Origin of the sequence: Klebsiella sp. BIGb0399 (genome assembly GCF_003752615.1) — a bacterium.
Taxonomy (GTDB): Bacteria; Pseudomonadota; Gammaproteobacteria; order Enterobacterales; family Enterobacteriaceae; genus Klebsiella; species Klebsiella lignicola.
Window position 1 is genome coordinate 2189588 of sequence record NZ_RKHT01000005.1, and the last position, 14554, is coordinate 2204141.

At 54.8% G+C, this 14554-nt stretch carries 12 protein-coding genes and 1 rRNA gene; 8 read left to right on the forward strand and 5 right to left on the reverse strand.

Translation table 11 applies throughout. The features are described 5' to 3' along the window. Window positions 1–83: 83 nt before the first annotated feature. Complete coding sequence (gene nadB, locus EDF82_RS10575; RefSeq protein WP_123755418.1) at window positions 84–1703, forward strand: L-aspartate oxidase; 1620 nt, start codon at window positions 84–86, stop codon at window positions 1701–1703. Here nadB and EDF82_RS10580 read toward each other — a convergent pair. Then, the gene (locus EDF82_RS10580; protein ID WP_123755419.1) at window positions 1688–2425 is read right to left on the reverse strand and encodes a tRNA1(Val) (adenine(37)-N6)-methyltransferase; all 738 of its coding nucleotides are present in this window, start codon (window positions 2423–2425) and stop codon (window positions 1688–1690) included. The genes nadB and EDF82_RS10580 overlap by 16 nt on opposite strands. A gap of 132 nt (window positions 2426–2557) precedes the next feature. On the opposite strand from EDF82_RS10580, the gene srmB reads away from it, so the two are divergent. Continuing rightward, window positions 2558–3883 (forward strand): ATP-dependent RNA helicase SrmB, encoded by a 1326-nt coding sequence (gene srmB, locus EDF82_RS10585; protein ID WP_123755420.1) that lies wholly within the window; start codon window positions 2558–2560, stop codon window positions 3881–3883. A 56-nt stretch (window positions 3884–3939) separates the two neighbouring features. On the opposite strand, the gene grcA is transcribed toward srmB, so the two are convergent. Further along, window positions 3940–4323 carry an autonomous glycyl radical cofactor GrcA gene (grcA, locus tag EDF82_RS10590; protein ID WP_123755421.1) on the reverse strand — a complete coding sequence of 128 codons (384 nt, stop codon included), beginning with the start codon at window positions 4321–4323 and terminating at the stop codon, window positions 3940–3942. A 316-nt stretch (window positions 4324–4639) separates the two neighbouring features. Here grcA and ung point away from each other — a divergent pair, with 316 nt between their 5' ends. Further along, window positions 4640–5329 carry a uracil-DNA glycosylase gene (gene ung / locus EDF82_RS10595; protein ID WP_123755422.1) on the forward strand — a complete coding sequence of 230 codons (690 nt, stop codon included), beginning with the start codon at window positions 4640–4642 and terminating at the stop codon, window positions 5327–5329. Between the two features lie 69 nt (window positions 5330–5398). On the opposite strand, the gene EDF82_RS10600 is transcribed toward ung, so the two are convergent. Beyond that, window positions 5399–6469, reverse strand: a complete 1071-nt coding sequence (locus tag EDF82_RS10600) for a tRNA/rRNA methyltransferase (protein ID WP_123755423.1) — start codon at window positions 6467–6469, stop codon at window positions 5399–5401. Window positions 6470–6672: 203 nt separating this feature from the next. Here EDF82_RS10600 and trxC point away from each other — a divergent pair, with 203 nt between their 5' ends. The 5 genes from trxC (at window position 6673) to EDF82_RS10625 (ending at window position 12395) form a co-directional block, all read left to right on the forward strand. Beyond that, window positions 6673–7098: a thioredoxin TrxC gene (gene trxC, locus EDF82_RS10605; protein WP_123755424.1), complete on the forward strand. Its 426-nt coding sequence runs from the start codon at window positions 6673–6675 to the stop codon at window positions 7096–7098. A 70-nt stretch (window positions 7099–7168) separates the two neighbouring features. Next, window positions 7169–7867, forward strand: coding sequence for a tRNA-uridine aminocarboxypropyltransferase (locus EDF82_RS10610; RefSeq protein WP_123755425.1), 699 nt, complete (start codon window positions 7169–7171; stop codon window positions 7865–7867). Window positions 7868–7902: 35 nt separating this feature from the next. Next, window positions 7903–10554, forward strand: a complete 2652-nt coding sequence (gene pat, locus EDF82_RS10615; protein WP_123755426.1) for a protein lysine acetyltransferase — start codon at window positions 7903–7905, stop codon at window positions 10552–10554. Between the two features lie 120 nt (window positions 10555–10674). Next, the gene (pssA, locus tag EDF82_RS10620; protein ID WP_123755427.1) at window positions 10675–12030 is read left to right on the forward strand and encodes a CDP-diacylglycerol--serine O-phosphatidyltransferase; all 1356 of its coding nucleotides are present in this window, start codon (window positions 10675–10677) and stop codon (window positions 12028–12030) included. Between the two features lie 41 nt (window positions 12031–12071). Further along, window positions 12072–12395, forward strand: a complete 324-nt coding sequence (locus EDF82_RS10625; RefSeq protein ID WP_123755428.1) for a YfiM family lipoprotein — start codon at window positions 12072–12074, stop codon at window positions 12393–12395. Window positions 12396–12398: 3 nt separating this feature from the next. Here the strand turns inward: EDF82_RS10625 and EDF82_RS10630 are convergent, their stop codons facing one another. Then, window positions 12399–13697, reverse strand: a complete 1299-nt coding sequence (locus EDF82_RS10630) for an MFS transporter (RefSeq protein ID WP_123755429.1) — start codon at window positions 13695–13697, stop codon at window positions 12399–12401. 574 nt (window positions 13698–14271) lie between these two features. Continuing rightward, window positions 14272–14387 (reverse strand): 5S ribosomal RNA (gene rrf / locus EDF82_RS10635). Between the last annotated feature and the right edge of the window lie 167 nt (window positions 14388–14554).

Sequence of the window (14554 nt, forward strand, 5' to 3'; positions counted from 1 at the left end):
AACTAGTCGGAAAAAAAATGTACGATTCATCACGGCCTGGTGCTATTGTGGTTTCATCGTGTTTAGTAAATTAAACAAAGCCCATGAATACTACTCCTGACTTTTCCTGTGATGTGCTGATTATCGGCAGCGGCGCCGCCGGTTTATCCCTTGCTCTGCGTCTGGCGGAGAACAGTTCCGTGACCATACTGAGCAAAGGACCAATCAGCGAAGGCTCTACGTTATACGCTCAGGGCGGCATTGCCGCGGTCTTTGATGAGACGGACAGCGTGGAATCCCATGTTGAAGATACGCTGATCGCCGGCGCTGGCCTGTGCGATCGCCACGCGGTCTCTTTCGTCGCCAGCAATGCCAAACCTTGCGTGCAGTGGCTTATCGATCAGGGCGTCCTGTTCGATACCCAAACGCAGGCTAACGGCGAGCAGAGCTACCACCTGACCCGCGAAGGGGGCCACAGCCATCGTCGTATTCTTCATGCGGCCGATGCGACAGGCAAAGCGGTAGAGACCACGCTCGTCAGCCAGGCGCTCTCTCACCCAAATATTCGGGTGCTGGAACGAAGCAACGCGGTCGATCTGATCATTTCCGATAAAATCGGCCTGCCGGGAACGCGTCGCGTCGTCGGCGCCTGGATCTGGAACCGTAATAAAGAAAAGGTGGAAACCTGCAGCGCCAGGTCTGTGGTGCTGGCCACCGGCGGTGCCGCCAAAGTGTATCAGTACACCACCAACCCGGACGTCTCCTCCGGCGACGGCATTGCCATGGCGTGGCGCGCGGGCTGTCGCGTCGCCAACCTCGAGTTTAACCAGTTTCACCCCACCGCGTTGTACCACCCGCAAGCACGTAATTTCCTGCTGACCGAAGCGTTACGCGGCGAAGGGGCATACCTGAAGCGCCCGGATGGCTCACGGTTTATGCCCGATTTTGACGAACGCGGCGAACTGGCTCCGCGCGATATCGTCGCCCGCGCCATTGACCATGAGATGAAACGGCTCGGCGTCGACTGCATGTATCTCGACATCAGCCATAAACCGGAAGCCTTTATCCGTCAGCACTTCCCGATGATCTACGAAAAACTGCTTGGCCTGGGGATCGATCTGACAAAAGAGCCGGTGCCCATCGTTCCTGCCGCTCACTATACCTGCGGTGGCGTGATGGTCGATGACCATGGCCGCACCGACGTCGACGGGCTGTATGCCATTGGCGAGGTCAGCTACACCGGGCTACACGGGGCTAACCGCATGGCATCCAATTCGCTGCTCGAATGTCTGGTCTATGGCTGGTCCGCCGCCGAAGATATTATGAAGCGCATGCCGTTTGCCCAACCGGTCAACGGGCTTCCTTGCTGGGATGAGAGCCAGGTCGAGATCCCCGATGAGCTGGTGGTCATTCAGCATAACTGGCATGAGTTGAGATTACTGATGTGGGACTATGTCGGGATCGTTCGTACCACCCGCCGACTGGAGCGCGCGTTGCGCCGCATCACCATGCTGCAACAGGAGCTTGACGAATATTACGCGCGCTTCCGCGTGTCTAACAATTTGCTGGAGTTACGGAACCTGGTGCAGGTTGCTGAGCTGATCGTTCGCTGCGCGATGCAGCGCAAAGAGAGCCGCGGGCTGCACTATACGCTGGATTATCCGGAGCAGCTCCCGAACAGCGGGCCATCGATCCTCTCGCCCCTGGTTCACATAAAGAGATAGAAATCCTGGGTCAGGGCAGTAAACCCTTCAGAGTATTGTTGCTCTGGCCCACGGATAATCAGGCGATCGCTAAAACACTCCCCCGCCATCGGCGAGAACGCCAACAGCACCCGGTGCGGAGGACGCATTTCCGTTTCCGCCACATCGGTACGCAAGCGCAAATGCCACCCCATATTCTGAGCGCGCTGAACAAATGCGTTGCCAATATCCACCGGCAGCACCACGCAGAAGAACCCTTCTTCTGTGATACACTCCGCGGCGCAGGTTAAAAGCGTCACATGGTCGAGTGTGGTGGTATATCGCGCCTGTTCACGCTGCGAGGTCGCGCAGGGTACGCCTTCAGCAAAAAAAGGCGGATTGCTGACGATCAGTTCATAGCGCCGGGTTTGCGGTGGCTGCCATTGTTGAATATCCGCCTGATGAACCTGGATTCGCGCCGGCCACGGAGACGCATCGACGTTTTCCCGCGCCTGGTCTGCCGCATTGTCGTCAAGTTCCACCGCATCCAACGTGACCCGCGCGTCGGTTCGCTGCGCCAGCATTAAGGCCAGCAGGCCGCTACCGGTGCCAATATCCAGCACCTGTTTGACCTGCGCGATCGGCGCCCATGCACCGAGCAAAATGCCATCGGTGCCCACTTTCATCGCACAGCGATCGTGAGCAACAAAGAACTGTTTAAACGTAAAACCATTGCGCGGCAGCGCAAACTTCGACTGAGACATCCTTAATAACCTTGCGGACGAAAAACTCCTGGGCTTGAGGCTATGCACAATACCGGAGAACAGATAGCCTTACAAACAGATGAACATTATGCCCGTAACGTTTATAATCGTCGGTCCACTCAGAGGTAGATCATGACTGTAACGACTTTTTCCGAACTTGAACTCGACGAAAACCTTCTGGAAGCCCTCCAGGAAAAAGGTTTCACACGCCCGACAGCCATTCAGGCCGCCGCTATTCCGCCTGCGCTTGATGGCCGTGACATTCTCGGTTCAGCCCCGACAGGCACCGGTAAAACTGCGGCATACCTGCTGCCAGCGTTGCAGCACCTGCTTGATTTCCCACGCAAAAAATCCGGACCACCGCGCATTCTCATCCTGACGCCAACCCGTGAGCTGGCGATGCAGGTTGCTGACCACGCGCGCGAACTGGCTGCGCACACGCATCTGGATATCGCCACCATTACCGGCGGTGTCGCGTATATGAACCATGCGGAAGTGTTCAGCGAGAATCAGGATATCGTGGTCGCCACCACCGGACGACTGCTGCAATACATTAAAGAAGAGAACTTCGATTGCCGCGCTGTAGAAACGCTGATCCTCGACGAAGCGGACCGTATGCTGGACATGGGCTTCGCCCAGGATATCGAGCACATTGCCGGTGAAACCCGCTGGCGTAAGCAGACCATGCTGTTTTCTGCGACGCTGGAAGGCGATGCAATCAAAGACTTTGCCGAGCGTCTGCTGGAAGAGCCTGTTGAAGTATCCGCCAGCCCATCCACCCGTGAACGTAAGAAAATTCACCAGTGGTACTATCGCGCCGATGATATCAAGCATAAAACCGCGCTGCTGATTAACCTGCTGCAACAGCCGGATGCAACCCGCTCCATCGTCTTTGTACGTAAACGCGAGCGCGTTCATGAGCTGGCTTCCTGGCTGCGTGAAGCGGGTATTAATACCTGCTGGCTGGAAGGCGAGATGGTGCAGGCTAAACGTAACGAAGCCATTAAGCGCATGACCGATGGTCGCATGAACGTGCTGATTGCTACCGACGTCGCCGCACGCGGGATCGATATTCCTGACGTCAGCCACGTATTCAACTTCGATATGCCGCGTACGGCCGATACCTACCTGCACCGCATCGGACGTACCGGTCGCGCAGGGAAAAAAGGCATTGCCATTTCTCTGGTCGAAGCCCACGACCACCTGCTGTTAGGGAAAATTGGTCGTTACATCGAGGAGCCGCTCAAGCCGCGCGTTATCGATGAATTACGTCCGACCACCCGCGCACCGAGTGAAAAGCAGACCGGTAAACCTTCCAAGAAGGTAATGGCTAAGCGCGCCGAGCAGAAAAAAGAGAAAGACAAAGATAAGACACGCGTGAAGAAACGTCACCGTGATGCTAAAAATGTGGGTAAGCGTCGTAAGCCAAGCGGTAGCGATAGCAGCACTCCGCAGTAAGCAGAAAGTAAAAAAAACGCCGGGATATCCCGGCGTTTTTATTTTCAGGCTTCGACTTACAGGCTTTCTGTAAAAGTACGAGCAATAACGTCACGCTGCTGTTCTGGCGTCAGGGAGTTGAAACGTACCGCATAGCCAGAGACACGAATGGTCAGCTGCGGATATTTTTCCGGATGCTCAACCGCATCCATCAGCGTTTCACGACGCAGCACGTTAACGTTCAGGTGCTGACCACCTTCAACGCGGACTTCCGGTTTTACATCCAGCGGAATTTCGCGGTATTCGATTTCGCCCAGTTTGCTCACCGCAACCACGTCATCTTCCGCAAAACCGCCTTTGGCACACAGGCAGCGCGCTTCGCCTTTTTCGCTATCCAGCAGCCAAAAAGAGTTCAGCAGGTCGTCATTTGCAGCTTTAGTGATTTGGATACCAGTAATCATTTGATGCCTCCCTTAGGCAATAGTTATTCGTCTTCCTGGCCTGTTCGCGGCCAATTGGTAAAACCATTGTTGTATGAGTGTATGTATATCAGTCAACCACCCGGCATTCATTGACTTAAATCAACAAAAACCCTGCAGCGCAAATGGGTATAGAGGGATATTATTGTTTTACATCAAGTTACGCCATAGCTAATTCAAAATAATTTTGTAAATTTTCAATTATTTTTGCATGCAAAACGTCAGCCGCAGCCTGCAGATTTTGTTATGCAGAAAGAAGCAGTTAAGCTATAGCGATGACACTTTGCAGGAGAGCAGAATGACGACCCCATTAACCTGGCACGACGTGCTGGTGGAAGAGAAGCAGCAGCCCTATTTTGTGAATACCCTGAAAACCGTCGCCGAAGAACGCCAGTCGGGGATGACGATTTACCCGCCGCAAAAAGATGTCTTCAATGCCTTTCGTTATACCGAACTTGGCAATGTCAAAGTGGTGATCCTGGGGCAGGATCCTTACCACGGGCCCGGCCAGGCGCATGGCCTGGCCTTCTCGGTACTGCCGGGTATCGCGACGCCCCCTTCGCTGTTAAACATGTATAAAGAGCTGGAAGGAACCATCCCTGGCTTCAGCCGCCCTGCGCACGGCTATCTGGAAAGCTGGGCGCGGCAAGGCGTGCTGTTGCTCAATACCGTCCTGACGGTACGGGCGGGACAGGCCCATTCTCATGCCAGCCTTGGCTGGGAGACCTTTACCGATAAGGTGATTTCGCTGATCAATGAACATCGTGAAGGGGTGGTGTTTTTACTGTGGGGCGCACACGCGCAAAAGAAAGGAGCGATTATCGATCGCCAGCGCCATTGCGTACTGAAGGCGCCGCATCCTTCACCGCTTTCCGCCCATCGCGGCTTCTTTGGCAGTAATCATTTTGTTCAGGCGAACCAGTGGCTGGCCGAGCGCGGCGAGTCGCCCATCGACTGGATGCCGGTGTTACCCGCCGACCAGCAATAGCCCCGTCGGCGTCCTGCAGAGACAAAAATGCCAGCATTCCGCTGGCATTTTTTTAGATCAACTCAGCGATCAGGCCTTGTTCTGGCGCCACCATTCAGCGAGCAATACGCCGGTTGCGACAGAGACGTTCAGGCTTTCGACATTGCCGGTGCCTTCGATAGCCACGTTAAGATCCGCGCTGGAAATCGCCGCATCGGACAGACCATCACGCTCCTGACCTAACGCCAGTACCATTTTCTTCGGCAGCTCAGCTTTGTGCAGCGGCGTGCCGTTATGGCTGGAGGTCGACACAATGGCATAGCCCGCTTTACGGAACTGTTCCAGGGTATCGAGGAAGCTGTCACCGGTAATCGGTTCAACGTGTTCCGCGCCACCTTCTGCGGTACGGATCGCCGCACCGGATTCCAGCATGCCGGCATCCTGTACGACCACGCCTTTCACGCCGAAATGCGCGCAGCTACGCATGATAGCCCCGAGGTTGTGCGGGTTGCCAACATCTTCCAGCGCCAGCACGCAATCTTCGGCATCGGCTTTAGCAACCCACTGCGCCACGGAGGTCCCGTTGCGTTTCTTGATCAGGAAGCATACCCCACCGTGGTGTTCGGTACCGGAGGCTTTCGCCAGTTCGGCTTCATCAACCACATGATAGGCTTTGCGATTCGCCGCCATCCAGCGCAGTGCTTCTTTGAAACGCGGGGTCACGCTCTGGATAAACCAGGCGCGAACGATCGCATCCGGACGGCTCTGGAACAGGGCCTGACAGGCATTTTCGCCGTAAACGCGGGTCTCTTCCGCGCGCTGACGACGCAGCACTTCCGGATCGATAAAGCTTTTGCCGCTGATCCCACCGTGATCCGGTTTGGCCGGCGCGTCATCATTCGGCGCACGCGAAACGGTACGCCATGGAGAACCACCGTCGCGATCGAAATCATCACGTTTACGATCGTCACGTTTGCGGTCATCACCGCGGCTGTTTCGCTCATCGCGGGCAGGGCGGCTACGGCCGTCAACACGAGATTTTCCTGGGCGCCCTCCCCCTTTCCCGGTACGCGGGTTATGGGTGCGTCTGTCAGAATCATCATCACTGCGGACATACATCACTTTGACCTTGCCGCTTTTATTTTTCAGTTCGTCGCTCATCAATTTTCTCCACCTGCGCTGCGCGAAGCGCGCAGATTACCCGATGTGTCACCGCCGCGCCATTATTTCGTTTAAAAGATAGGGTCTATTGTACTCATCGAACAAAACGCGTTGTTGTTTACTCGTCGCTAATCAATAATATGTAACATTACAGAAACAAATCGGCCACGTGCCACGCTGCAACCCATAACCAGAGGTTAGTTATGAATACCGTTTGTGCCAGTTGTCAGGCTCTGAACCGCATCCCCGAGCAACGTAGCGCCGATGGCGCGAAGTGCGGACGCTGCGGCCACGATCTTTTTGACGGCGATGTGATCAACGCGACCGGGGCAACGTTGGATAAACTACTAAAGGACGATCTACCCGTTGTCGTTGATTTCTGGGCGCCATGGTGCGGCCCTTGCCGTAATTTTGCCCCCATCTTCGAAGACGTTGCGGAAGAGCGTAGCGGTAAGATGCGTTTCGTTAAAGTCAATACCGAAGCTGAACGCGAGCTCAGCGCGCGTTTCCGCATCCGCAGTATCCCGACCATTATGATGTTTAAAAATGGCGAAGTCATCGACATGCTGAACGGTGCAGTACCAAAAGCGCCGTTCGACAGTTGGCTGAACGAAGCCAACCAACAGTAAACCTGCCGGGGCACCGCTTGTGCCCCCTTTTTACCTCTGCGACAATGGCGTTTTTTCTTAGCGACCCTTTATGATGGACAACGCCGTTCTTCGTCTTCGCGCCGAACGCCTCGCTCGCGCGACCCGGCCTTTTCTCGCTCGTGGTAACCGTATTCACCGCTGCCAGCGCTGTTTGCTGCCGCTGAAGCAGTGCCTGTGCGCCACGCTGACACCGGCTGCAGCCACCAGCCGCTTCTGTCTGGTGATGTTTGATACCGAGCCAATGAAGCCCAGCAATACCGGGCGGCTGATTGCCGACATCCTGCCGGACACCACCGCTTTTCAATGGTCGCGAACGGAACCACCGCAGGCGCTGCTCGATGCCGTCGCCGATCCGAATTACCAGCCGATGGTCGTTTTCCCGGCCTCTTATGCGGGAGCTGAACGCCAGGTGCTGAGCGCACCGCCGGAAGGTAAACCGCCGCTGTTTATTATGCTCGACGGAACCTGGACGGAAGCGCGGAAAATGTTCCGTAAGAGTCCGTACCTCGACGCGCTGCCGGTCATCTCCGTCGATCTCTCACGTCTTTCGGCCTATCACCTGCGAGAGGCGCATGCCGAGGGGCAGTACTGCACCGCCGAAGTGGCCATTGCGCTGCTGGATCTTGCCGACGACCGAAAAGCCGCCCGCGCACTTGGCGATCATTTTAGTCTGTTCCGCTCTCGCTACCTGGCGGGAAAAACCCAGCATAAGGGCAGTATCACAGCACAAATAGCAGAAAGCGTTTAAAATCATTCGGTCACTGGGGATCAAAGGAGACCGGTATGAGCCAAAAAGGCCTGGAAGCGCTGCTGCGTCCGAAGTCGATTGCCGTTATTGGCGCGTCAATGAAACCGCAGCGTGCCGGTTATCTGATGATGCGCAACCTGCTGGCCGGTGGATTTAACGGCCCGGTACTGCCCGTTACGCCCGCCTGGAAAGCCGTTCAGGGCGTGCTGGCATGGCCGACAATCGACAGCCTGCCGTTTACTCCGGACCTTGCGGTGCTCTGTACCAATGCCCGACGCAATCTTTCTCTGCTCGAAGCATTGGGGCAAAAAGGGTGTAAAACCTGCATTATTCTCTCCTCCCCGCCGGATCAGTACCCTGCGCTGCTTGAATGCGCGACCCGCTATCAAATGCGCCTGCTTGGCCCCAATAGTCTCGGGCTACTCGCCCCGTGGCAGGGGCTGAATGCCAGCTTTTCTCCGGTTCCGATTCATCGTGGCAAACTGGCCTTTATCTCTCAGTCGGCGTCGGTGTCGAATACCATTCTCGACTGGGCACAGCAGCGTGAGATGGGCTTCTCTTACTTTATTGCCCTCGGGGATAGCCTGGATATCGACGTAGACGATCTTCTCGATTTTCTGGCCCGCGACAGTAAAACCAGCGCTATTCTTCTCTATCTTGAACACCTGAGCGATGCCCGGAGCTTTGTTTCCGCCGCACGCAGCGCATCACGTAATAAACCGATTCTGGTGATCAAAAGCGGCCGTAGCCCGGCGGCGCAACAGCTGCTGCACGTCAATTCCGGTATGGATCCGGCCTGGGACGCTGCGATTCAACGCGCGGGCCTGCTGCGCGTGCAGGATACTCATGAGCTCTTCTCCGCAGTTGAAACCCTCAGTCATATGCGTCCTCTGCGCGGTGAAAAGCTGATGATCATCAGCAACGGTGCGGCCCCGGCGGCGCTGGCGCTGGACGAGCTATGGCTACGCAACGGCAAGCTGACCACCCTCAGCGATGAAACCTGCAACCAGCTGCGCCAGGCCCTGCCAGCCGGTATCGGCATCGCTAACCCGCTGGATCTGCGTGACGATGCCAGCAGTGAACATTACCTCAAGGCGCTGAACGTTCTGCTGGATAGTCATGACTATGACGCTCTGTTGGTGATCCACTCTCCCAGCGCCGCCGCGCCGGGAACGGAAAGCGCCCTGGCGCTGATTGATGCGCTGAAGCAGCATCCGCGCGGGAAATATGTCACGGTACTGACGAACTGGTGTGGCGAATACTCATCCCAGGAAGCTCGTCGTCTGTTTAGCGATGCCGGTCTGCCAACCTACCGTACTCCGGAAGGGACCATTACCGCGTTTATGCATATGGTGGAATACCGGCGTAACCAGAAACAGCTGCGAGAGACGCCGGTGCTATCAGATATGGTGACGGCGAATACTGAACAAGCCCATGTGCTGTTGCAGCAGGCGATTAACGAGGGGGCTCATTCGCTGGATACCCATGAGGTCAGCCCGGTGTTACATGCGTATGGCATCCATACGCTACCCACCTGGATCGCCGCCGACAGTGCCGAAGCGGTACACATCGCCGAACAAATTGGTTATCCGGTGGCCCTGAAGCTCCGCTCGCCGGATATTCCGCATAAATCTGAAGTGCAGGGCGTCATGCTCTATTTGCGAACGGCCACCGAAGTCCAACGGGCGGCAGACGCCATTTTTGACCGCGTAAAAATGGCCTGGCCACAGGCGCGTATTCACGGTTTGCTGGTGCAAAGTATGGCCAACCGTGCCGGGGCGCAGGAACTACGCGTCGTCGTTGAGCACGATCCGGTTTTTGGCCCACTGATTATGCTGGGTGAAGGTGGTGTCGAATGGCGGGCGGAAGATCAGGCCGCCGTGGCTCTGCCACCGCTCAATATGAACCTTGCCCGCTATCTGGTGATCCAGGCGATCAAAAGTAAGAAGATCCGTGGCCGCAGCGCGCTACGTCCGCTGGATGTCTCCGGTTTGAGCCAGCTGCTGGTCCAGGTGTCGAATCTGATCGTTGATTGCCCGGAGATCCAGCGGCTGGACATTCATCCGCTGCTGGCCTCGGGGAACGAATTCACGGCGCTCGACGTCACGCTAGGCCTTGCTCCGTTTAGCGGCGACAGCGAAAGCCGGCTGGCTATCCGCCCCTATCCTCAACAGCAAGAAGAGTGGGTGGTGATGAAAAATGGCGAGCGCTGCCTGTTCCGCCCTATTCTGCCGGAAGATGAACCGCTGCTGATGGCGTTCATCGCTCAGGTAACGAAAGAGGATCTGTATTATCGCTATTTCAGCGAAATCAATGAATTTACCCACGATGACTTAGCCAATATGACGCAGATCGACTACGATCGAGAAATGGCGTTTGTTGCCGTGCGCACCACCGCCCAGGGGAATGAAATTCTCGGCGTAACAAGAGCCATTTCCGATCCTGATAATATTGATGCGGAATTTGCCGTGCTGGTCCGTTCCGACCTGAAAGGCCTGGGGCTTGGCCGGCGGTTGCTGGAGAAACTGATTACCTATACGCAGAGCCACGGCCTGCAGCGGTTAAATGGTATCACCATGCCAAATAACAAAGGCATGATTGGCCTGGCCAGAAAGCTGGGGTTCACGGTTGATATTCAGCTGGAAGATGGGATTGTCAGTTTATCCCTACAATTTACACCGCAATAATCATAAACTGGCGGCCGCAATTGTTGACCACATTCGCGAACAGTAATGTTATTATTGCCCGCTTACGTCGTCTGCATGGTACAGAAGACCCTTCAATAAACAGAGAAGAAACGCACTGTGATGTTGTCAAAATTTAAGCGTAATAAACATCAACAACACCTTGCCCAACTCCCTAAGCTTTCTCAGTCAGTTGATGATATCGAGTTCTATTACGCGCCTGCGGATTTTCGTCAGGCGTTACTGGCAAAGATAGCCCACGCCACCCAGCGTATTTGTATTATTGCGCTCTATCTCGAGCAGGATGATGGCGGCAAAGGAATTCTGCAGGCACTGTACGACGCCAAACGCCAGCGTCCGGAGTTAGATGTACGCATTCTGGTTGACTGGCACCGCGCCCAACGCGGGCGTATCGGCGCCGCTGCGGCAAATACCAATGCTGACTGGTACTGTCGTATGGCGCAGGAAAATCCTGGCGTCAATGTCCCGGTCTATGGCGTGCCGGTCAATACCCGAGAAGCCTTGGGTGTGCTCCACTATAAAGGTTTTATCATCGATGATTGCGTCCTCTACAGCGGCGCAAGTCTGAACGATGTCTATCTGCACCAGCACGATAAATATCGTTACGATCGTTACCAGTGTATTCGCAACGCCAAAATGGCGGATGTGATGTTCGACTGGGTCGATCACAACCTGGTTCAGGGTCGTGGGGTTAACCGTCTCGACAGCGCCAGCCGCCCGAAAAGCCCGGAAATCAAGAATGAGATCCGTCAGTATCGCCAGGACCTGCGTGACAGCAGCTACCATTTTGTCGGCAATGCTGATGACGATCGGCTGTCGGTCACGCCGCTGGTTGGCCTCGGCAAATCGAGCCTGCTGAACAAAACCATTTTCCACCTTATGCCCTGCGCTGAGCATAAGCTGACTATCTGCACTCCCTACTTCAACCTTCCCGCGCTGCTGGTGCGTAATATCATCCAGCTGCTGCGTAGCGGCAAGAAAGTCGAGATTATCGTTGGCGATAAAACGGCGAATGACTTCTATATTCCGGAAGATCAGCCGTTTAAGATTATCGGGGCGCTCCCGTATCTGTATGAAATTAACCTCCGCCGTTTTCTGAGCCGCCTGCAGTATTATGTCAATACGGACCAGTTGGTGGTGCGACTGTGGAAGGATGAGGACAACAGCTACCACCTGAAAGGGATGTGGGTTGATGATGAGTGGATGTTGTTGACCGGTAATAACCTCAATCCGCGTGCCTGGCGCCTGGATCTGGAAAATGCCATCCTCATTCACGATCCGCAGCAACAGCTGGGCGCGATGCGCGAAAAAGAGCTGCATCTGATCCGCGAGCATACGACCATCGTTAAACACTATCGCGATCTGCAAAGCATCGCCGATTATCCGGTCAAAGTGCGAAAACTGATTCGCCGCCTGAGGCGTATTCGTATTGATCGACTGATCAGCCGTATTCTCTGAACATCTGCCCCGCATTGCCGGGGCTTTTTTCTGGAATGTGTATGCGTAATATCATCCTTCTTGCCCCATTGCTGCTCACCGGTTGCAGCCATATGGCCAACGATTCGTGGCGCGGCCAGGATAAAGCTCAGCACTTTATTGCGTCGGCGATGCTCTCGGCTGCCGGGAATGAGTATGCCCAGCATCAGGGTTACAGCCGCGACCGCAGTGCGGCAATTGGCTTTATGTTTTCCCTCAGTCTGGGGGCATCGAAAGAGCTGTGGGACAGCCGCCCGGCAGGAAGCGGCTGGAGCTGGAAAGACTTCGCATGGGATGTCGCCGGTGCCACGACGGGCTACGCCGTGTGGCAACTGGCGCATCAGTAATACCTAGAGTCTCAGCCCTTTGCCTTTACGGTGCAGCATCAGAGAGACCAGCAGCGCGATGGCGCACATCACGGTGACGTACCAGTAGAAGACGTGTTCAATCCCCACTGATTTCAGCGACAACGCAACGTACTCAGCGGAACCGCCAAACAACGCATTCGCCACCGCATAGGACAGGCCGACCCCTAACGCACGGACCTGCGCCGGGAACATCTCCGCTTTCAGAATACCGCTGATCGAAGTATAAAAACTCACAATCATCAACGCGCAGATCACCAGCGCAAATGCAGCATAAGGTGAGGTCACATTCTGTAAGGCGCTCAAAATCGGTACCGTAAAGAGCGTTGCTAATGCGCTAAAGCAGATCATTGATGTCCGACGACCAATTTTATCCGACAGCGCCCCGAACAGCGGTTGTGCCAGCATGTAGACAAACAGTGCCGCGGTCATGATTACGCTTGCGGTACTGGCGCTCATCCCTGCCGTATTGACCAGATATTTCTGCATATAGGTCGTAAAGGTATAAAAAATTAACGACCCTGCAGCGGTAAAGCCCAGTACCATCATAAAGGCTTTGCGGTTGCGCCATAGCCCTTTGAAAGAACCCGCCTCTTTTAACGCACGAGTCTCTTGCTTAGAGGTTTCATCCAGCTGACGACGCAGCCATAAGGCGACGACGGCGAGCACAGCCCCTAGCGCAAATGGAATTCGCCATCCCCATGCATGCAGTTGTTCGTCGTTGAGAATTTGTTGTAAGGCCACGACCACAAGTACGGCCAGTAACTGTCCGCCGATCAGCGTGACGTACTGGAATGATGCGTAGAAGCCTTTTTTACCTTCGACAGCGACCTCACTCATGTAGGTTGCGCTGGTCCCGTATTCCCCTCCGACGGAGATCCCCTGAAACAGGCGCGCGACGAGTAACAGTGCCGGAGCCCAGGTGCCGATGGTTTCGTAGCCGGGTAAACAGGCAATGACCAACGATCCCGCACACATCATGCAAACGGAAATGAGCATTGAGGCTTTACGACCACGGCGGTCAGCGATACGTCCGAACAGCCACCCGCCAATGGGGCGCATCAGGAAGCCTGCAGCAAAAACCCCGGCGGTTTGTAATAGCTGGGTGGTTGTGTTTCCGGAAGGAAAAAAGATGTGTGCAAAATAGAGAGAGCAGAATGAGTAGACATAAAAATCAAACCATTCAACCAGATTACCCGATGATGCACCGACAATTGCCCATATGCGACGACGAGTGTCGCTGTGCTCCAGCGAGCCTCGTTCGTTAAGACTACTTTCTGCCATTGTTATTCTGCTCCAGCAAGGACTGCAATCTGTCTGGGCGTTCCACGTCACTAAGACAAATCAATTAGTAAACCAAATGTTATATAATTGTTATTTAATTATATGTGAATGAATTCACATTTTTTCCCGTCATCTGGTTTTCGGGATTAACGCTAAAACATGGCCTGGGATAAAGTGAAATATGGTGAGGAGGCGCTGACAGCAGGCTTTTATGTTGTCGGGAAGGGTGGCTCCCGCGCGGTTTTATGATGAATGGAGACTTTCGTGGGAATAAAACGCAGAAAAAACAAAAGGCCCAGTCTTTCGACTGAGCCCTTTGCTTTATTTGATGCCTGGCAGTTTATGGCGGGCTTTCCTGCCCGCCACCCTCCGGGCCGTTGCTGCGCAACGTTCAAATTCGTTCCCGACGAATTTGTATTCGTATCATCCTGATACTCACCCCTTCGGGGCCAGCCGAAGGCTGTTCAACATCGTTCCCGACGATGTTGTCCTGCTCAGGAGAGTGCTCACCGACAAACAACAGATAAACAAAAAAACCCCATGCTTTCGCATGAGGTTTTCTTGTTGATTTGATGCCTGGCAGTTCCCTACTCTCACATGGGGAGACCCCACACTACCATCGGCGCTACGGCGTTTCACTTCTGAGTTCGGCATGGGGTCAGGTGGGACCACCGCGCTATCGCCGCCAGGCAAATTCTGTTATCAGGATGCTCAAAAAAGCACCCCAATTAATCTGTATCAGGCTGAAAATATTCTCTCGTCCACCAAAACAGCTTTGGCGTTGTAAGGTTAAGCCTCACGGTTCATTAGTATCGGTTAGCTCAACGTATCGCTACGCTTACACACCCGACCTATCA